This is a genomic window from Agrobacterium sp. rho-13.3, from assembly GCF_033957765.2.
Classification (GTDB): domain Bacteria; phylum Pseudomonadota; class Alphaproteobacteria; order Rhizobiales; family Rhizobiaceae; genus Agrobacterium.
Map to the genome: position 1 here is coordinate 1 of NZ_CP192777.1, position 19111 is coordinate 19111.

Genomic DNA, 19111 nt, shown 5'->3' on the forward strand with positions numbered 1-19111 from the left:
GTGGAAAATCCGGCGCAGCTTCAGAAGGCTATTCATAAACTGATCGGCGCCCACGCGCGCGACCTCTCGGGTGCTTTGCACGAACACCGTGTGAAGTTGTACCCGCCAGAGGCGCGTAAAACTTTGCGTTCCTTCTCCTCGACGGAAGCCGCAAAGCTTATCGGTGTTAACGACGGGTACCTTCGTCACCTCTCCATCGAGGGTAAAGGTCCCCAACCCGAAATTGGCAACAATAACCGCCGTTCGTATACCGTCGAAACAATCCAGGCCCTTCGTGAATACCTGGACTTAACTGGGAAAAACGATAGGCGCTACTCACCCAAACGCTCCGGTAAAGAGCATCTGCAAGTCATCACAGTCGTCAATTTCAAAGGTGGCAGCGGGAAGACGACAACAGCTGCACACTTGGCGCAATATCTCGCCCTGAACGGCTATCGTGTTCTTGCGATTGATCTTGATCCGCAGGCCAGTATGTCGGCACTGCACGGCTTCCAGCCGGAGTTCGACGTGAAAGACAATGAGACGCTTTACGGTGCGATGCGCTATGACGCTGAACGTCGCCCATTAAAAGACGTGATCAAGAAGACCTATTTCGCCAACCTTGATCTGGTGCCAGGCAACCTTGAGCTGATGGAGTTCGAGCACGATACGGCAAAGGTCTTGGGCTCGAACGATCGGAAAAACATCTTCTTCACGCGCATGGACGATGCGATTGCTTCAGTGGCGGACGACTATGATGTCGTCGTCGTCGACTGCCCTCCGCAGCTTGGCTTTCTAACCATTTCCGCTCTGTGTGCAGCGACCGCCGTCCTCGTCACGGTTCACCCGCAGATGCTGGACGTCATGTCCATGTGCCAGTTTCTTTTGATGACATCGGAATTGCTGAGCGTCGTCGCCGATGCAGGCGGAAGCATGAATTACGACTGGATGCGGTACCTAGTCACTCGCTACGAGCCCGGTGATGGTCCTCAGAACCAGATGGTATCGTTTATGAGGACGATGTTCGGTGACCATGTCCTAAATCATCCAATGTTGAAAAGCACAGCTATCTCCGACGCCGGAATTACAAAGCAGACGCTTTATGAAGTCAGCCGTGACCAGTTTACGCGCGCGACCTACGACCGTGCGATGGAATCGCTCGACAATGTGAACACTGAAATCGCACAGCTCATTCAGAGCGCATGGGGGCGCAAATGACGCTCGCATCTCGCGTAGAAGCGCAAAAGTTGTCAGCCGGAAACTTTCGGGAAACCCCTTATTGTGGGGCGGCAATCTCGACACCCGAGGGGGCTACTAATGGCTAGAAAACACCTGCTCTCCGACCTCGCTGGACCAAAGTTGCCAGCCGGAAACTCCGAAGACATTGCCGCGCAGGATGCTGCCACTCCGCAGTATTCCCCACGTGGTGCGATAGGTGCGGTCTCGCGCTCCATTGAGCTTTTGAAGTCTCAGTCGCTTACGGAACTCGATCCAGATCTCATTGACGCGCCGCTCGTGGCAGACCGCTTGGAGGAGTCTCCAGAGCAGTTCGAAGAGTTCGCTCGTAACATAAAAGAGCACGGTCAGCAGGTCCCCATCCTCGTGCGCCCTCACCCGTCTGTCGAAGGTCGATACCAGATTGCCTACGGGCGCCGACGCCTGAGAGCAGTGAAGGCTGCCGGCATCAAAGTGAAGGCTGCGATTCGCACCTTGTCGGATGACGAGTTGGTTCTGGCGCAAGGGCAAGAGAACAGCGCTCGGCAGGATCTTTCATTTATTGAGCGCGCCCTATACGCCGCAGAGCTTGAAGCCGGTGGATTTCAGCGGCCGGTCATCATGGCGGCTCTTGCGGTTGATAAAAGCAATCTTTCCCGGTTGATCCAAGCCGCCAAACAGCTTCCAGCAGATATTATCCGCTTGATCGGCGCGGCCCCTAAAACCGGTCGGGACCGTTGGTACGAATTGTCGGGCCGCCTGGGACAAGATGGCGCTTCCGAAACTGCCCGTACGTTACTCAATGACGATGCGGTGAAAAGCTTGAATTCTGACGAGCGTTTCGCTCGAGTATTCGAAGCTGTCACCCCTAAGAAGACAAAGGCAGTGAAGACTGAAACGGAAGTTTGGAAAGCTGAGGACGGCACCAAGGCCGCTCGTTACAAGCAAGACAAGCGTACGCTGACTTTAATGATCGACAAAAAGGCCGCTCCGGATTTTGCGGACTACCTGATGTCGGCCCTCCCAGAGATCTACGCTTCGTTCAAGAGGTCGAAGCAGTAGGGCGAATCGTAAACAGGAAAGGAACGATAGCGCAAAGAAAAAGCCCTCCGAAACGGTGTTCCAGAAGGCCTCTCTCAGTTTGGTCGCTTAGAGAATCGCATTTCCCGGAATCCCAGTCAAGAGTCAACGCCGTCTTGGCGTAGCCTTTTCTTTGCCTTTTGAAAGGTGAAAGAAATGCAGACAGGAAGTGTGACGACGCCTTTTGGGCGGCGGCCAATGACGCTCGCCTTGGTGAAGCGGCAAGTGGCCACAAACGATATCAAGGCTGGCAAAACGGTCGAAAAATGGAAAGTCTTCCGTGATGCCTCGGAAGCGAGAGAAGAACTCGGCTTGCAGTCGAACAGCCTGGCTGTGCTCGACGCGCTTCTGAGCTTCTATCCGGAAAACGAATTGCGCCAGGACGCGCAGCTCGTCGTGTTTCCCTCAAATGCTCAATTGATCCTTCGAGCCCATGGTATGGCAGGGGCCACGCTACGTCGGCATCTCGCATTGTTGGTTGATGCTGGTCTTATCGTTCGCAAAGACAGTGCTAACGGAAAGCGTTATGCGCGGAAGAACGGTGTCGGAGAGATTGAAAATGCGTTTGGTTTCGATCTATCGCCAATCCTTGCCAGATCTGAAGAGCTTGCTGTCATCGCGCAGAAAGTCGTTGCTGCTCGTTCCGCTTTCCGTAAGGCGAAAGAGAACCTGACAATCTGCCGCCGGGATGTTCGCAAGCTCATTACTGCGGCGATAGAGGAGGGGGCTGACGGCGACTGGATGGCGATCGAGGCTATGTACATCGACCTCGTCGCCCGCATTCCACGCTCCCCAACCATGGCTGACGTCGCCAGCATTCTCGATGAACTGGAGCTTCTGCGCGAGGAAATCCTTAATCTGTTGGATACGCAGTCAAATTCAGAATTTAATAGCACCAATGATGCTCATATTGAGCAGCACATACAGAATTCAAAACCAGAATCCTGCAATGAACTTGAACCTAGCTCTGAAAAAGAGCAGGGCGAAAAGCCGAACAAGGGACGCAAGCCTGACACTGAGACGCTGAAGGCCTTTCCTCTGGGTGTTGTGCTGAAGGCGTGCCCACAAATTAACGACTATGGTCCGGCCGGCGCTGTGGGTAGTTGGCGCGATCTGATGTCAGCCGCAGTCGTGGTGAGGTCGATGCTGGGTGTGAGCCCATCGGCCTATCAGGAGGCCTGCGAAGCCATGGGGCCCGAGAACGCAGCAGTTGCGATTGCCTGTATCCTGGAGAGGGCAGGGCACATCAATTCGGCCGGCGGCTATCTGCGTGATCTCACCAACCGGGCGGCGCGGGGCGAGTTTTCCCTTGGACCGATGGTGATGGCGCTGTTGCGATCGAACGGTGAAGCCGGAAAGAGATCGGCGTGAATGACAGTTGAAATAAAAGAGCCTCCAAAAGTGCTGAACACCATACGGCGGAGAGGAGTTTCGTCGGAATTGCGACTCAAGTCGTTCCATTCCGAGCGGCCCGGAAACGTCAGTTTCTAACGATCAGAGCGTGAAGCGACTGATATTACTGTGATATTTTCCTCGCTGTAGAAAGTTTCCGGCTGGCAACTCTCTAGGAAATGGGTTTAGGTCCAATGTCATTATTGGTATGAGGAAGTGGCTGGCGCATGACGCCGAAGTCGAAAATATAGCTGCGAATTGAGCGGCTATGGCAGGATCCCGATCTCCGGAGCCGGGTGGGCGGGTTCTTGACATCGTGCGACCACGTAGTCAGTCCCGCCTCGGGGTCTGTTTTCAATTAGGCCTTGGAATATTGATGTACGAATCAGGCCCAACCTCTGATGTCACCATTGAATAGCTCGCGCGCCAGAATCGTCCGCCCATTACCGCCGAGCCACTCCTGATCGGGCTCAACCCTTGGAGGAAGTTGGGCAGTCATCGTCGCGCTCGTTGCTCGGAGCATCTCGAACAGACGTTCACCATCCACGAGTTCGAGCTCGAGTTTGAATTTTGCCTCCTTCGCAAGGTCCGGCACACCTTGCGCAACTTTAGAAAAGCGCGAGGCAGTAGTGACGAAAATTCCACAGTCAGACCCAGTCAAAACCATCGCACGAACGAAGTTACGTACTTCGTCAACAGGTTCGGTATCCGTCGCTATTCGACGTTTCACCTGAACTGCACGTCTAACCGTGCCGTCATCACCACATGCGAGATACAGATCGATCCCGCCGTCGGGGGAGTTTGCATTAGCTGTGGTTCGGATCACCTGACCGCCGTGATGCTCCTGTAAAAGCGAGGCAACGAGATCCTCTGCCTGCTGGGCGGAAATCAACTTCCGATCTTCCCAACGCCGCAGAAGGTGCTTTCTGATCAGTTCGAGGGGGAGGGTGGTTGAACCTAAATTAATCTCGCTCTGCAGCGCATGGGTAAGTTCCCACCATGTAGACCTGGAAATCTCCCTAGGTCCCTCAAATGGTAACGATTCATGGTCTTGACGAAAATTCCACCAGCCACAGGCGAGGCATATCTCAAGGTGCAACCATCGAACCTGGCCGTATCCTGGCTTCAGTGGTTTCGTCTCCAATTCATGCTCAAACACCTGAAGGCCAATTGCACAACAGGGACAACGATGTGCTTGGAGGGCTTGCGAGAAAAATGGCGAATCGACTTCGAACTCGGCATGATCGTAATTCTGTAGGCCCGTGTGCAGAAGTCGTCGATGGTTCTGTGTCACTAGGCTTCCCACCTCTTTTACGCGCACCTGTGTCCAATATCAAAGTCTGTCCCAAAACATAAGCCGTCCTTTGCCAGTCGCTCACTTCCAAGCCACTACAGTAAGCGCGCGTTCCTCCCCGTGCGTCATGTCGCATTGCCATAATAGGTGGACGCAACTGAACTGATCGATGGCGCGACTTTTCCATTGCTTTGAGGAGCGGAACACCACGGTTGGCAGCCTCGGTGAGATAATGCGCCAACACCGGACTTTCGCTTCAATCGACGCACTGTCCGAGTTGGGGCCGAAAGCGGTCCGTCCGCCTTTCTGTTTTTCCGGAGCGGCCTGCATGTCCGCAATGTAGTTGCCAAGCGAATGAACCTGTCAGGCCTTGCCTGTCGACGACAATTGCGCTTTTTAAGGAATGACCGTTTAGGTGAGATGCGGCTGAGCAAGTCCACCAGTTGTCAAAGGAGACGCCCTTGCCGAGTCTTAAAAATGGACATTGGCTCAACGAGCCCACGGCAGCAATTGCTTCTGATATCGAAATTTCCGTAATGACTGACGCCAACACGGATTTTTGGCGAGAGACACACTATGGCTTTGTGCGCGACAGTGGCCACTTTTACGCGTTCCGGGCTGATCGTGACTTCACCGCCCAGATTCGAGTCCAAGCCCATTTTGAACATCTCTACGACCAGGCTGGACTCATGGTCAGGCTCGACGAGAGACGTTGGGTCAAGACCGGGATCGAGTTCTCAGACGGATATGGCTTGTTGGGCAGCGTGTTGACGGATGAGGTATCCGACTGGGCAACGGGGCGATATGACGGCAACCCATCCGATTTTTGGATAAGGGTGACCGTCCAGAGCGGTGTTCTGAGAATACAAGCTTCAGGAGATGGGCAGACGTGGCCACTGGTCCGCCTCGGCCCATTCCCAGAAGCGGATCATTATCTAGTTGGCCCAATGTGCTGCACTCCCGAACGTGCAGGCTTAGAGGTGAGATTTAGTGAGTGGCAATTGGGGCCGGCCTTGGGCAAAGACCTTCACGACCTGACATAGTTGCCAAATTATTTCATTTCTGAGGGAGCGAGGGCGGCCTGAATGCTCTGTGCTTGTTCACACAGACCGTTGTTCAGCGGGAAACCAACGCGATGCCCTCTTCCAACTGACGTGTGTGGTAGCGTCCTCATGGGGTCACTTCTTTCAGCTGCCGCGCTACGGTACTTTAAGATCTGACGGTTACACGGGGTAACACATAGGACGCACTGGGACCCCGAAATGACGCAATTGCCACCACGACTGTCAAGGACACTGTTGGGCCACTATCACGAAATGATGGCCGCATATCATCGCAGTGCTGCACACAAGTTGCCGGGAGGAAAAGGCGTAATCCGCGAAGACGCGGTTGCAAATTTTATTGGTACATGGCTTTCAAAGAGAAACAGGCCCCATACGAATGTATTCGCAAGCGCAATCGGAGGAGAGCAACTGGGGCCGGAGCTCGATCTTGTTGTTCTTGATGAGTTTGACGGGGTGGCATGGCCGATTGACGCTGGAGCGGTCAACGCCGTTGTAACTTGGGAACAGATCCGCGTCGTCGTGGAAGTGAAATCGACACTGACCGAACATACCCTCAACAAGGCGTGCGAGGCTATGAACGAGGTTGCGGCGTTTGCAGAGAGGAATGGTGATCCGGTCCCGACGCGGCTTCTGTTTGCGTATCAGATCGACCCAGATCTTAAAGACGACCTTCTGTACCAATTTGAAGAGCAAGGATCAGATAGTTATCCATTCGACGCTTTTGTGATCCTTCAATGCGGCGTCTTCTGCTCATCAGAACTAAATGACCTTCGTTGGGGGTTTGCTTCAGGCTTAGCGCCCGAAAAAGTTGCCAATGACGGTCCCTACCAAGACAAAGCCGCTTTGGAATTCGGTGAGCAAACGCGTTTTGCGCGTGGTTTTAGGTCGATGGGAGACGGCTCTCACGAGGAAACTCTAATGGCACTTGCATGTATCGTGACGAACGCGGTTACGGATGGGAAATCCACTCAAGCACTGCTTTCAGCCTTGAAAAGGGTCGAGTATTTTCCGATTAGCTGAGAATGCACGCAGATCGCCATACTCTCACGGCCTCATAATCTGTCTAGAGCATCCTCGCCGCCCGGCCACTGCGGCGCGTGGCATTATTGTAATAGCTTGAAGCCTGCTGGACGGATCGGTGACGCGATTGCTCCATCGCCTCCGGGAGCGGGATGCCGCGGTTGGCGGCCTCGGTCAAATACCCGGACCGTAACCCGTGCGCCGAAAACTCCCCCGGCTCCAACCCTGCCATCTCCGCCCGCTGCTTGAGAATCGTATTAATAGACTGCGGATCGATCGCCCGCTTTGACACGGTGCCCCATCGCCCAATCCCCCTGAAGATACTGCCCTTATCGATCTTCGCCGCCGACATCCATGTATAGAGAGCCTCGACCGGCCGGCCTGTGAGATAGACGGTATCGTCCTGCTCGCCCGACGTTGTCTTGGTCCGGCCGAGATGAATGGCAAGAGAGGGGAGGGGAGGGCCGTCCGGCATCTTGATCGGCGGCTCGATGGTCAATTGTTCCACCCGAAGTCCGGCGATCTCGCTGCGCCTCCGGCCGCCGGACGCAAACGCTACCATCAGGATTGCCCGGTCACGGAGATCGCGCAGGCTGTCGGTCGCGCAGGTCGACAGCAGTTTTGCCAGGATGTCACCGGTGACCGCCTTGGCGCTCTTGCGACCCCGCGTCCGGGGGACGGCGCGAACCGAAAGGCGGATGGCCGATTTCAGGGCAGGGGAGGCGAAGGCGCCATCAAGGCCCCGCCACTTGGTCAGCGTCGACCAATTCGCCAGCCTCCGGCGCACCGTCGCCGGCGCATGCGGGCCGACGGATTTCAGGAACCCTTGGCTTCGAAGGTTTCCGTCGACGTCGGCCGGCATGCCATGGCCGGGATCGGCTGCACGCTTTTCAGGATCCCACAAATGATGGGCAACGAATTTTAGTAGGAGCGCTTCGGGCGCGGGCCAAGGCAGCGATTTCCCGGTTGCTGCCAAGCCCCACGCCTCGAGATAACTGAGATCGGAGGTGAGTGCCCGCAATGTGTTGTCGCCCATGCCCTGGTTGACGAGATGGCGCAGCGTCTCGATGTCTTGGTCAGTGAGAAGCTCGGCGAGTTCGTCGCGGCGCTCCATAGGCAGCACGGAAGCGATGGTGTCGAGTTCTTCAGCGCGCCGCTCGACGGCGGTCAGTGATGTCTTGGCTTTGAGCACGGACGCTCCAAAATCGTGGGTTTCGGCGGCCTTCAGGGCCGTGATTTGGCCCGATTCTTTCTGATTTGCGACTCCAGATCAACTACCATCGATAAACGTTTGTTATCGATGGTTAGAAGCTCAACCGCCAATCATACCATGTGGCGAACCGCAATATTCATATAGAGTTCTTTTGAAAGATCGTTTACCATGATTTCAATGGCTTATGATCTCGCGAAAATCAGCATGACGGCCCTGATGCGGCCGGCTTTCGACGCGGCAGTCGCTCTCGCGCGTCTGGACGAGCGCATCGCCCGTTCGCCGGTCGGCCAGGGCTGGATTGAGCGCTCCAACTTCGCCGATGCCTGTGCGTCCCTCTGGATCGACGGCGAACTCGTCCACCTCGAAGACCTCGTCCTCCACGACGATATCAGAGATATTCGCACACCCACCCACGAACTGACAATCGCCCGCGACGTCCTGCGCACTCGCCGGCGCATCGCCGCCCAACTCCCCGGCTGGGCACTGTCGGCCGACGGTATTCGGACGCTGCGAAAGACCTCGGAGATCACGGCGGCTGACACGGACGAGGCCACGACCGGCGATGCCATCCGGCGCGCGGTCGTGAACGATCCGGAAGGCGAGGGGGAAGATGCCGACGACATCGAAAATCTCCCCGGCGTTGACTACGCCGCAATCGATGCAGTGCTGGCCCGCTCCGAAGCCGCGATAGCAAACGCGACCCGGCCCGGCCGTGGCGGCGCGGCCGAAAAAGATCCGATGATCTACGATCTCGATTGGGACGAGGATTCCAGGCTCGACGAATGGCGGGGCGTGGTGCGCCAGGCGGGAAACTTGCCAGCGATGCTGCAGGCCGTCGTCGTCCTCGATGCCTGGAACGAGCTTTCCGTCCTCCAGCACGCGCCCTGGCTTGGCCGGCTGTTGGCCGCGTCGATAATGCGCCAGACCGGCGTTACCACCGGTGCCCATCTCGCCGCCATCAATACCGGCCTCAGAACCGTCCCGGTGGATCGGCGCCGGCATCGCGATCGGGAAACCCGGCTGCTGGCCATCGCCCACGGGTTTTTGGCGGCCGCCGAGATCGGGCTGAAGGAGCACGATCGTCTGGCGCTCGCCCGAAAAATGATGGAGCGGAAGCTGGACGGACGCCGGACGTCTTCAAAGCTGCCGGAGCTGGTCGAGCTGGTGATGGCGAAACCGTTGGTGTCGGCAAAAATGGTGGCGAAGACGCTCGAGGTCACGCCGCAGGCGGCGCGGCGGATCGTTTTGGAACTCGGCCTCAGAGAGATGACGGGGAGGGGGAGGTTTCGGGCATGGGGAATCGTATAGCTCTGACTGCTTCGCTGCCAGGCACTTGCAAGTTCCAAGGCCCGGCGGCGTTCGCTCAGAAGCGCACGTGAGGTGTGTCATTCTACCTCAGTAGGTCTGGCAGATCATAAAGGAGCCTCAATGCCTCTGACCAGCCGACTTCCGAAAAGAGCCGAAGGATTTCGACGAGGGCGGCACGACGTTCATTATCTTCGAAGATTGATCGATGGTCCGCAATATAGCGCGTGATCATCCTCACAATAGCACCGCTGGCGAGGTCTTCATGATGATAGTGCTCGCGTGCGGCAGGACCGATCAGGACGTAGTGTAGGGCTGCAAAAACCCCCTCTGGATCCGCGGGAATGAGATACTCGTAGAGTTCTACCAGATGGTGATGTGTCGACGGTTCATGAGAATTCGCGAGAAGGTCGAGCATCGGACGATAGTCCGCAAGAAATAGACGCATCGCGTCGAAATTAGGAAGTCCGGGCGCAGGGTCGTGGTTCTCGTGATGAGCACCCGACCCGAAATAAAGCTGGTTCATCAGGTGGTGGATGAGATCCTCAGCCACGCGATATGTTTCGATCGCCGCATCACGGGCGGTGCCTTGCACGTTATCTACCACAACTAGTGTATGGCTTCGGATGGATGCGGCCGAACATGCTTCAAGAACTAACATTGCCGCCCTTTGGCTCCGGTCGCAGATTGCGACGTCTTGCACGTCTGTGGCCGAATAGCGTGCAAAGAAAGAGTGCCTTAGCATGGAAATGAAAGACCGAAGTTCCTCGCGATGGACTGACAGATCTTGTGTCCACGTTTCAAGCCATCGAAGTGCTGCCTCGCGCTCCTGTTGCACCCAGAGCTGTGCAGCGAGCTGTCCAAGCGACGATCCGACTTCGTCCTTCCCTGTACCATCGACGTCATCAAGCGTGTTATGGCGCTCCAGCACCACCTCGATTATTGCCTCGCAGCGCTCCACCTCATGCCAGGCAAATTGAAAGAGAAAATGTGTTAGGAACGACGCAAGAATGTTGCTGTGGGTCTCGTTGCGCGCAATAGTGTCGGCTAGAGGCCACATCCGTTCGGGAGCAACTCTGCTCAAAACCTGCAGGCTGCGAGCCGCCTGTAGACGGACCTGGGCCACAGGGTCAGCCAAAGATGCTTCGATCATGTCCAGTATCTCGCCATGATCTGCGCCAAATCTGTTGGCGAGCGCCACATACGCCTGTGCCGCGTATATTCGTACCTCCCAATTCCCCCAGCTCAGACCCGAGCCATCGGAATCCCGTGGCTCCGGAAATCGGCTCAACCAAAGGCGGCGCACAAGAGCGAGGAACGTTGCGAGGGGCGGCATGACGTTACTGCCGGGCACATAGGCCTCGCTGCTTGCGATCCTCTCGACAGCATTGCTGATATGACCCCACACAGGCTGCTCAACCTCGGCATTGAGGTCCCCCGCATGCTCGTCGTACATTGCGATCGTCGCCTGCGTCACGTCCCATAAGGCTGCAAGTGCGGGGGCCTCGCTGGTCGACGGCGTCTGCCCGACCAAGTCATGAAGAGCTTCCGACTGCGCTATCATTTGCGCGTCGATGCCTTGATCTACGTTGACGCCGCGCCCTGCCATTAAGCTGCGCGTAACACTGCGGTTTGAACCCGAGCGGATCGAGAAGCTCCGAAGCGGGGTGTTTTCAGTTAATTCACCGGCTTCGGCGAGCTCCGCCCTTAGACTGCGCATCGCGTCAGTTGCAAGCATGTCGACATCGGCTTGCGAGAGAAAACGGCTCAGCGCGTGACGCCACCAGCGTTGTTCTCGCTCATCTTCGAACAAGTCTTCACGTAAAGCAACGGTTTCAAACGCTGCTCGCTCCTCAAGCGACCTTGAGGGATAAGCGGCCGCGGTGAATCGCGTCGCATCCCGGACTGTATCTTCGTGTGCCATGACTGTCGGGTTGCTGGCATATGGCCACAACAGATCTGCCGTTTCCGCAACACGTTCGGCCCCAATGCCAAGCAACCGTGCCCATACCGCCGGGCTTGTGTAACCACATGCCGCTGCCCCGATACTTCCCTCGAATGCTCCGACTGAACAGCCGCGTAGAAACGCCACAAACTGGACGAGTGCATTCTGATCAGAGTCGCCGCGACCACCAGGTTGATCCCATGCATTCAGCGCGTATTCCCTTCCCAGCAGGTCGAAAGTCGGGCGGGAAGGGATAGAGACCTGTTCGCGCTGCTCGCCAATCGGCATTTCTCGATCAATTTCCTTGAGGGCTGATTCTATGACGACGCGTGTGCCAAGATATGCCGATAGTTCGAGAAGGTCGGGGACATGTCGACCAAGATTGTAGCGACTGTGGCGATAGTCCTGCTTTCGGTTAGAAGATAGAGCCATGATGCGGCTCGGTCGGCCGCCGAAATGAGATATGCTGTCGTCATCGATATCGCGGGAAAAAAGCACTCGCGCAATTTCCACGGCAAAGTCTTGATCACATCGCGCTATCGGCATGATCTGCTCGGCAAGCCAAGTGGCTTCCCGGTCCGCGTAGGACGAGAAATGCGGATCGCGCAGAATGTGGTCGAGAAGCAATCGAGATGCGACCGGATCCGAGCCAAAACTCTTGCCAACGAACCGGATGGCACCGGTCGCCGTTTGCTGCATCGATGGCTCTGTGGCCCAGGCAAATGTCAACAGGGCCCTTGAAGCCCGGCCAAAAACTGTTGCAATGGTGGGGTCGGAGAGGTCGCATCTTTCGAAAAGCATATGCAGCAGAAATCGGGTAGCATCAGAGAGTTCACGTGTACCGGGCAGGATCGAGGCTTCGGCGACCTGCGCCCACGCAAGTGCTTCTTCGCGTGGAATAGATCCGACAGTATCTACAGATAGGCCAACGAAACGAGCTAATCGCGAAAGCATTGTGGCCGTGGCGGGTTGAGCCGAACGCGACGAGATCAATTCCATCAGGCCTGCAATGTCTTCCCGGCTGTGGACGCCCTCGATCGCGCTTCGCAAAGCAACATTGGCAAGAACAGGATCAACTTCGGCGGTTGAATAGATATCAGCAACGAGGCGCCAAACGGCAGGCTTGCCCGACCGGTCACCGCGCCAAAGCCTTTCGACCGCGAAGCGTAGGGCGGGGGCGAGCATCAATGCGATCGAGCTGTCGCCACCTAACTGTCCTATAAGGAGATCCTGGTCATCCCATTCGAGGAAAAATCTCCCAGCGACATGGTCGAATACCACATGGTGGGAGAAACTCACGAGATCCCCGGCTTCTGCGAGAACACCTGACTGCACGACGTCATCGACCCGGTCGTGATGCACTGAAACTTTGCGGACCGCCAGCCGACGTCGGCGGGTCATCTGTTCGACAGTGGCAGCCGCGGCCTGCCGCATGGGATTACCGATAAGGCGGTGATCCTCATAGGCGTCGATCATGTCGGATTGGGTTGAGACGCCGCGAATACTCTCAGGATTGGCGCCGTCAGTCAGCAATTGTGCGGCAAGTGAAAGATTGAACACGTTATGGAGGAGGTCCCGCAGTTTCTGGGGAGCTGCCGCAAGCAGTCCACCGAGCTGGACCTCGGTATTGCCCGCCAGATCAAGGTCGGCGTCTGTCAAACGGGGGATCTGAAAATGACGCACGTTGCCGAGCGACGCGTCTGCGTAATCCGCGTTCGGAGGAGGTCCCGGTATGGAGTTGCGGAACCTGCGCCCATTCTTGAGGTCGAACGTCCGGATCGACGCAACGACTGTCCAGCTGGCATTCTGCGACGCAGCCATCGCTTCTATCAGCTGCGCAAAAACGCCTTCAGCGGGACCACCACGTGCGGCATCCAGCGCATCGACGATAAGCAGTTTAGGAGACGAGCCTGGGGCCGCGCAGAGCACTTCGCACAGAGGTCGTTGAAGTTGAAGCTCGGACTGAAGATCCGCGGTGGTGCCGATCCCCGGAAACCGATCGACAGAGAGGAATACGACCTTCGTGCCAGCGTCGCGTTGGGCTTGCGCCATTGCTACCAGGGCACCCGTTTTTCCTGCTCCGGGCTCGCCGATCACGATGAGAGAACCGGACGAAACGGCGGCCGAAAGTGGACTATCGCTCTGTCGTTGTATGGAGATGCCCTGTCCCAGTGGAAGTCGTGTGTGACCGGACAAGCGGTCGAGTTCGGCTACCGTGGTTGCCTCAACGCGTGCCAGATCCGCCTCGAAGTTTGGTGCACCGACATCATTGTGCCCTCTCAACCTAAGCGCCCCTATTAGACCCGCCCGGTCTGCCGGAGCACCGCTTGAAATCAGTCCTCTCACGATCGCCTTGAGATCGCGCAGTGGTGCGTCCCCATTCGCCGGAGAGCCGTAAAGCCGAGATCCGAGGATCGCTGAGGCTTCCCGCCAATTGTCTGCGCCTTCGTCCATGGAAAATCGCGCAATTCTGAACATGCGAGCGATGGTTAGGAGATCATCCTCGGACGGTTGAACAGAAGCGTGCGTCAACCATGCGGATCGCGCATGCAGCTCGAACAGGTCCAGTGCGTCGCCTTCAGCCTTGTTGCGCTGTGCCTTGGTCGTCGCCCACTGGCCTCCCATATCGAATGCTCGGCAGGCCCTCTCGATATTATCGAGTGATCGAGGCGCATCGGCTGCGACTGCCAAAACTGCGCGGGACCTACTTCTGTCAATGGGCTTTCCAGCCGCTCGCTTGTCGGTCACTGTTTTGACGAGTTGCGCGATCGTCTTTGCCAGTGGACTGGTGGCGCTTTGCGAGAGACCGGCACTGGTCTTACATTGGATATCGATCCTGCCGCCGTCATCATCTCCGATCGATATGTCATCAAGGCCCTCGCCGGTTTCAAGTCGCAGTTCGATGGGAAGTGCGGTGTTCGCCATCCCGAAACGACCTCCGACCGGAAGCCGCGCCAATAGATGGGCAGCGAACCACGTACCGACCTGCGCCTGGAAATCCATACCGGCTTCCGTCGCCCGGCCTCCGGCCACGAGTGCTGTGGTCGACGCGTCAGAGCTCATACCGGCCGCCTTTCGATGTCCTGGTTTGGTGGCTAGTCAAGTTCTACCTTGCCGATGCTAGAAAATGTAAGTGAGATTATCATTTCAGAATCATAGAATATCGCCTGCAATATAAAAAGGATCTCTACGGTTCGTCTTCAACTAATTCACCGTGGCTTGGTCACCTGGGGAGGCTCAATTGAACTTCGAGGATCTTGCGACTGCACTCGAGCCACCGCCGAACCGTGCCGGCAATTCTGATGGCACCCCTGAGCTCCACCTCTACGAAGGCGCTGTCATGGTGGCCTACGCCATGCAACTCCAGCGCACGGCGGACGCGCAGCATGTGCGCATTCATCCGGACGGCGAGCATGGCAAGCAATTCGATTTTGCCGGCTGGCTGCTGGGCCAGAAGTTCGCGATGGTCTCGAGGCTTGGCACGACGGCCTATGGCGGAGTCTATCGGAACCCGGCGGGCCAAACGATCACTGTGAACCCCAAGTCAGGGCTTGGCGATGTTGTGGCGGAGGTCGGCGACCGCGTTATCTCGGCCGAATGCAAGGGTGGTATCATTAATACCCGGCACACGGGTCAGGTGTCGCGGCTCTACAAAGGGCTATGCGAGACGTTCGGATTGTTGATGGCGACGCCGTCACAAGGCCGGCAGGTTGCAGTCGTGCCGCTGACCGAAGGCACCTTGCGCCTGGCCGAGCGTCTGGCACCCCGTTGTGTGCTAGCCGGCATCGAGATCGCTGCTTGTCGGCAGCCGCGGCGAGGTCATAGACGGAAGCCGGCGCGCGCCGCGGAGGGCGCTCTTGGAGCAAACGGCGCAACGGACAACGAGTGCGAAGATGGGGAAGGGATTTTTTGATGAGAAGAGTGCTGACGGTGGGTGTGACCTATACCGGCGATGCTATCGAGGGCGTGGAGATCGAGAACTTGGGCCTATGCCGTCCCGACGTCGATCGCGCCCGCGCCGCGTATCCGCTCTACGAATATGACACGATCATCCTCAATCCGGAGAGCTACAGCCATTTCCTGTTCGGGACGGCCGGGGAGTTTTCGAACGAGCCGAACGAGCTGGGCCAGCTCAAGCGTCAGAACGACAAATATGACATCGACAGCGCCTTCGACCTGGACGACAGGGAGAAAGAGATGGAGGTCGCGATCGCGGACGGTGCCACCGTGGTCTGGTGCATGTCCGAACCGAAACGCATGAATTTCTTCGGATACCGCGAAACGCATCTCGGGTATGTCACGCCGAAGATAGCCAGTTTTGTCAAACGGTCGGATCTTCTCGTTAAGAAGGGGCGGCGGCTGGGCGAATTCGACCCCGACAGCCCGTTCTTCCGCTACTTCGACGAGTTGTCCAAGGCCGGCGGCTGGAGTCTTTGCCTATCCGATCCGGCTGAAGGGTTCAGCTCAATGGCCACGACGCCGGAAGGGTATAGTCTCGGCGGCAAGGTGACGCTTGGGGCGACGACCGGTTGGCTGCTGACGCCTCCCACCTCGACAACTGCGGCCAACCAACTCGTTCGCGACAGCCTGGCAGTGGACAAAGCCGACCCCGCGCATGAGAAATACCATGGTATTTTCCTGAGCCATACAGGCATCGATAAGCCCTTCGTGTGTCAGCTTCGTAGAGATCTCATGGCTCATGGCGTGAAGCACGTGTGGCTGGATGAGGCCGAAATCGACATTGGGGACTCGCTTATTGCCAAGATCGAGGAGGGCATAAAACTTTGCCGGTACATCGCAGTCGTGTTGTCGAAGAAGTCGATCGGTGCGCCATGGGTAAAGAAGGAGCTAGACGTGGCGATGAATAGGGAGATTGCCAGTGGCGAGGTCGTGGTGCTACCGCTGCTCTACGAGGAGTGCGAGCTACCTGAATTCCTGAAGGGTAAGCTTTATGCTGACTTCTCGAAGGCCGAGAACTACGAGGCCGTCCTGGGCAAGTTGTTGCGGCGGCTTCGGATAAGCTGATGAGCGAGGCACTGCTCGGACCGAGTGCCGAAATGCTCGATGCGATTGCTGCCTTGTGGCAACTCCGCCCACCAGGGCCAGATAATATCCTCAAGCACCCAGCTTTCGTACGTCTAAGAGACGCTTGCCGAGATGGGTATCCCGGCGCGGGCAACACAGGGCCGACCTTCGCGCTCTCGACGGCCTTGAGATCGCTGGGCCTGCCATGTCACCTGAAAGCCGCCGCCGCCAAACTGGCGTTGCCTGTCCAGGAAGCCGCGGCTGGCCTGGACGCCGCGCTGCGCGCCAACGGTTCCACTCGGGTACATCTTGCTCCGCTCGATCTGGCAGCAGACCTACCGCCGCTTGCTTTCGGCGCCGCAAGGGTCTGCCGGCTTACCGCTAACGAGTTGCGCTCGATCGTAGACGAGCCTCGGCTAAAGCGGCTCTATCCGCAATACCTGTATGACGCCGATCGGTTCGCTCAGTTCCAATGGTTGGTTGTCGAAGAGGTTATCGCATTCAACCATGAGCCAGAGGCGAGGGCGGTCCCGATGTTCTCGATCGACTTCAGCCAAGACCTGGGGCGGATCGAGCCGCATAAGGGACGGTTTCCTGCTGCGTTCGAGGAAGCATTGTTCTTTTTGCTACTGGCTCCCTGGGAGAGCTGGTCGACCATTCTCGAAGGTGATTGGCGAGGTTTTCGAGTGCCGTGGGTTCATACCATCGACAGCGATCTCTTCGCCCGGCTGAGTGCACCGCCGTCACCGAAAACGCTTAGCTGGCAGGACTATGTTTACGACGACGGGCACGGGGGAACCTATGAGGAAGTGCGGCCTATTGAGTTTCCTCTCGAGGACGCCGTCGGTTTCGATCTGCCGCTTTGGGATCAAAGCCGTTGGGGGATCGTTGAGCAGGCAAAGCGATCTGTACTTTTCGAGACGCCGATTGCACATTTCCTTGTCCGCGCATTCCTCGCCGAGGGCGTGGACGAATTTCTCGCGCACATTACCACGATCGAGGCGGCGCTTGGCCTGCGCGCCGATTATCAGAAGAGTTTTCGGATGGCGCCTGATCGTCACAAAGGAATGCGCGCCACGAACCGGATGCGAGGAAGGATCGCCGGCCTGCTAGGTGCCCGTATATATGCCGACCAGTATGAACAGATTTTCGACATAAGGAGCGCCTTCCTGCATGGCCGCACCATGACAGACATCTCGACGCAGCAGCAAGTGATGGCTCGTTCACTGGCACGTCAGGTGGTTGAGGCGTTGATCTTGGCGACGCGGACGGGTTTACTATCCTCGCGCGAAGACTTTCTTGATGGGCTGCTCGATGCTGGCGCTCCCTTGATTTAGGGGCGAGCCTATAAAGAGCGTGTAAGCAAACGAATTCCGGCCACATGAAACTGCTGCCGGGCCAGCGAGTTGCAGATAAGCTTCTGCGACCAATTGAATGCGAGGCGGTGCAACCTTAAATCGGAACAGTAAACTTACATTTATTGCGAGGGGGAAGTCGCTATTACGACCGATTCAGAGCAAGAAGACGCGTTAGTTTTTACTCTGCCAAAAATCCAGATATCGGTGCAGGGTTTCACCAATCAATACGGAGCCGAATGCCTTGGCCGGGAAATGTTTCACATTCTCAACGAGGTCGGCAAGTATATTGACATAAGCACTCTCGATGGAGTGACGATCGCGATCGACTACGACGAGGCACTTCGTGATCTTGATCGCGGCGTGGAGGGCCTCCCGCCTGAAACTCGTACGAACGACGAAGCACTCGCCGGAGTGGGCAAGAGCGTTGTCGTCATGCGAGACGGCGTCGTTAAGACACATATCGTTCTCTCGGCGGGACCGATATGCCCCATCGTCATCGAAGAAGCCGAGCGAGACGAAAATGATTTCCGGACGGCTATCGCGATTATTGCCCACGAGTGCGCTCACGTGGAGGAGAATGCGTATCGCGAGGATCATTTCCCAGGGGTGCATTTTCAACGTCCTTCCGGCGAGTTCATACGTGATCATCAACAGCATTTCGCGGAGGCATGGTGGGGCGAGTATGCGGTATGCCGTATGTCCGCAGGATTTGCCGTTCAAGAAGAAGCGCGCTTCCGAGAAAATCTTGCGCTTCGCCTGACAGATTGCCGTCGCAAGGTGCGTGACGCGATCCGGTCGTACCGGCGGCATGGCAACGTTGTGCGGGTTTTCAACGAAGTCGGAAGCATCATTCTTGAGCCGCTTCGAATTGCCTCTTACTTGATTGGCCATCTCGACGGGGTGAACGAAAATGACACGCTCAGTGACATTGCTCCCGAAGTTCCCACCGAGGATAGCGCCTTCATTACCGCGATCGAACAGCTGGCGGAGCAGTTGCGCCGTCTCTGGGACACGCGCGGCCACTGGGAAAGTTACGATACATTGGTCGATCTCGGTGCGCTTGGATTTGATCTCTTAAAGCAATTTGGTGTCCACGCGGCCCCACAATCGGACGGCCAAGCTTATATCAACGTTCCGTTTACCGCCGACACGTTTCCACCAGGCACGACACAGGAAGATATTCTGCGTGCAATGATGGGCGGCTTCAAATTTTGATGGCGG

The 19111-nt window shown here is 57.0% G+C and carries 13 protein-coding genes; 10 read left to right on the forward strand and 3 right to left on the reverse strand.

Translation table 11 applies throughout. The features are described 5' to 3' along the window. The 3 genes from repA to repC all read left to right on the forward strand — a co-directional run bounded on the left by repA (position 1) and on the right by repC (position 3645). Complete coding sequence (gene repA, locus RMR16_RS25475) at positions 1-1197, forward strand: plasmid partitioning protein RepA (RefSeq protein ID WP_320188726.1); 1197 nt, start codon at positions 1-3, stop codon at positions 1195-1197. Between the two features lie 99 nt (positions 1198-1296). Then, positions 1297-2256, forward strand: coding sequence for a plasmid partitioning protein RepB (gene repB, locus RMR16_RS25480; RefSeq protein ID WP_320188725.1), 960 nt, complete (start codon positions 1297-1299; stop codon positions 2254-2256). Between the two features lie 174 nt (positions 2257-2430). Continuing rightward, entirely contained in the window at positions 2431-3645 is a 1215-nt protein-coding gene (gene repC / locus RMR16_RS25485) for a plasmid replication protein RepC (RefSeq protein ID WP_320187918.1), read from the forward strand. A gap of 406 nt (positions 3646-4051) precedes the next feature. Here the strand turns inward: repC and RMR16_RS25490 are convergent, their stop codons facing one another. Then, positions 4052-4960 carry a restriction endonuclease gene (locus tag RMR16_RS25490; RefSeq protein ID WP_320187919.1) on the reverse strand — a complete coding sequence of 303 codons (909 nt, stop codon included), beginning with the start codon at positions 4958-4960 and terminating at the stop codon, positions 4052-4054. A 443-nt stretch (positions 4961-5403) separates the two neighbouring features. Here RMR16_RS25490 and RMR16_RS25495 point away from each other — a divergent pair, with 443 nt between their 5' ends. Together RMR16_RS25495 and RMR16_RS25500 are read left to right on the forward strand one after the other, a co-directional pair. Continuing rightward, positions 5404-6003, forward strand: coding sequence for a DUF1349 domain-containing protein (locus tag RMR16_RS25495; RefSeq protein WP_416409725.1), 600 nt, complete (start codon positions 5404-5406; stop codon positions 6001-6003). Between the two features lie 219 nt (positions 6004-6222). Further along, positions 6223-7044: a DUF6602 domain-containing protein gene (locus tag RMR16_RS25500; RefSeq protein WP_320187921.1), complete on the forward strand. Its 822-nt coding sequence runs from the start codon at positions 6223-6225 to the stop codon at positions 7042-7044. A 43-nt stretch (positions 7045-7087) separates the two neighbouring features. On the opposite strand, the gene RMR16_RS25505 is transcribed toward RMR16_RS25500, so the two are convergent. Then, positions 7088-8236 carry a site-specific integrase gene (locus RMR16_RS25505; RefSeq protein ID WP_320187922.1) on the reverse strand — a complete coding sequence of 383 codons (1149 nt, stop codon included), beginning with the start codon at positions 8234-8236 and terminating at the stop codon, positions 7088-7090. Positions 8237-8425: 189 nt separating this feature from the next. Here RMR16_RS25505 and RMR16_RS25510 point away from each other — a divergent pair, with 189 nt between their 5' ends. Then, a complete protein-coding gene (locus RMR16_RS25510; RefSeq protein ID WP_320188724.1) occupies positions 8426-9565 on the forward strand; it encodes an RHE_PE00001 family protein in 1140 nt (379 codons plus the stop codon). An 82-nt stretch (positions 9566-9647) separates the two neighbouring features. Here RMR16_RS25510 and RMR16_RS25515 read toward each other — a convergent pair whose 3' ends face one another. Beyond that, the gene (locus RMR16_RS25515; protein WP_320188723.1) at positions 9648-14570 is read right to left on the reverse strand and encodes an ATP-binding protein; all 4923 of its coding nucleotides are present in this window, start codon (positions 14568-14570) and stop codon (positions 9648-9650) included. A 178-nt stretch (positions 14571-14748) separates the two neighbouring features. On the opposite strand from RMR16_RS25515, the gene RMR16_RS25520 reads away from it, so the two are divergent. The 4 genes from RMR16_RS25520 to RMR16_RS25535 all read left to right on the forward strand — a co-directional run bounded on the left by RMR16_RS25520 (position 14749) and on the right by RMR16_RS25535 (position 19105). Next, positions 14749-15420, forward strand: a complete 672-nt coding sequence (locus tag RMR16_RS25520) for a hypothetical protein (protein WP_320188722.1) — start codon at positions 14749-14751, stop codon at positions 15418-15420. Then, on the forward strand, positions 15420-16532 hold the full coding sequence (locus RMR16_RS25525; RefSeq protein WP_320188721.1) for a toll/interleukin-1 receptor domain-containing protein: 1113 nt from the start codon (positions 15420-15422) through the stop codon (positions 16530-16532). The genes RMR16_RS25520 and RMR16_RS25525 overlap by 1 nt, the downstream gene beginning before the upstream one ends. After that, positions 16532-17869, forward strand: a complete 1338-nt coding sequence (locus RMR16_RS25530) for a hypothetical protein (RefSeq protein ID WP_320188720.1) — start codon at positions 16532-16534, stop codon at positions 17867-17869. The genes RMR16_RS25525 and RMR16_RS25530 overlap by 1 nt, the downstream gene beginning before the upstream one ends. Positions 17870-18142: 273 nt before the next feature. Beyond that, the gene (locus RMR16_RS25535) at positions 18143-19105 is read left to right on the forward strand and encodes a hypothetical protein (protein ID WP_320188719.1); all 963 of its coding nucleotides are present in this window, start codon (positions 18143-18145) and stop codon (positions 19103-19105) included. Positions 19106-19111: the final 6 nt, after the last annotated feature.

Bases quoted from the DNA above. Each gene is read 5' to 3' on its own strand.
- RMR16_RS25535 (WP_320188719.1), top strand. From the start codon at position 18,143: ATGTTTCACATTCTCAACGAGGTCGGCAAGTATATTGACATAAGCACT.
- RMR16_RS25500 (WP_320187921.1), top strand. From the start codon at position 6,223: ATGACGCAATTGCCACCACGACTGTCAAGGACACTGTTGGGCCACTAT.
- RMR16_RS25510 (WP_320188724.1), top strand. From the start codon at position 8,426: ATGATTTCAATGGCTTATGATCTCGCGAAAATCAGCATGACGGCCCTG.
- repB (WP_320188725.1), top strand. From the start codon at position 1,297: ATGGCTAGAAAACACCTGCTCTCCGACCTCGCTGGACCAAAGTTGCCA.
- RMR16_RS25515 (WP_320188723.1), bottom strand. From the start codon at position 14,570: ATGAGCTCTGACGCGTCGACCACAGCACTCGTGGCCGGAGGCCGGGCG.
- RMR16_RS25530 (WP_320188720.1), top strand. From the start codon at position 16,532: ATGAGCGAGGCACTGCTCGGACCGAGTGCCGAAATGCTCGATGCGATT.
- repC (WP_320187918.1), top strand. From the start codon at position 2,431: ATGCAGACAGGAAGTGTGACGACGCCTTTTGGGCGGCGGCCAATGACG.
- RMR16_RS25525 (WP_320188721.1), top strand. From the start codon at position 15,420: ATGAGAAGAGTGCTGACGGTGGGTGTGACCTATACCGGCGATGCTATC.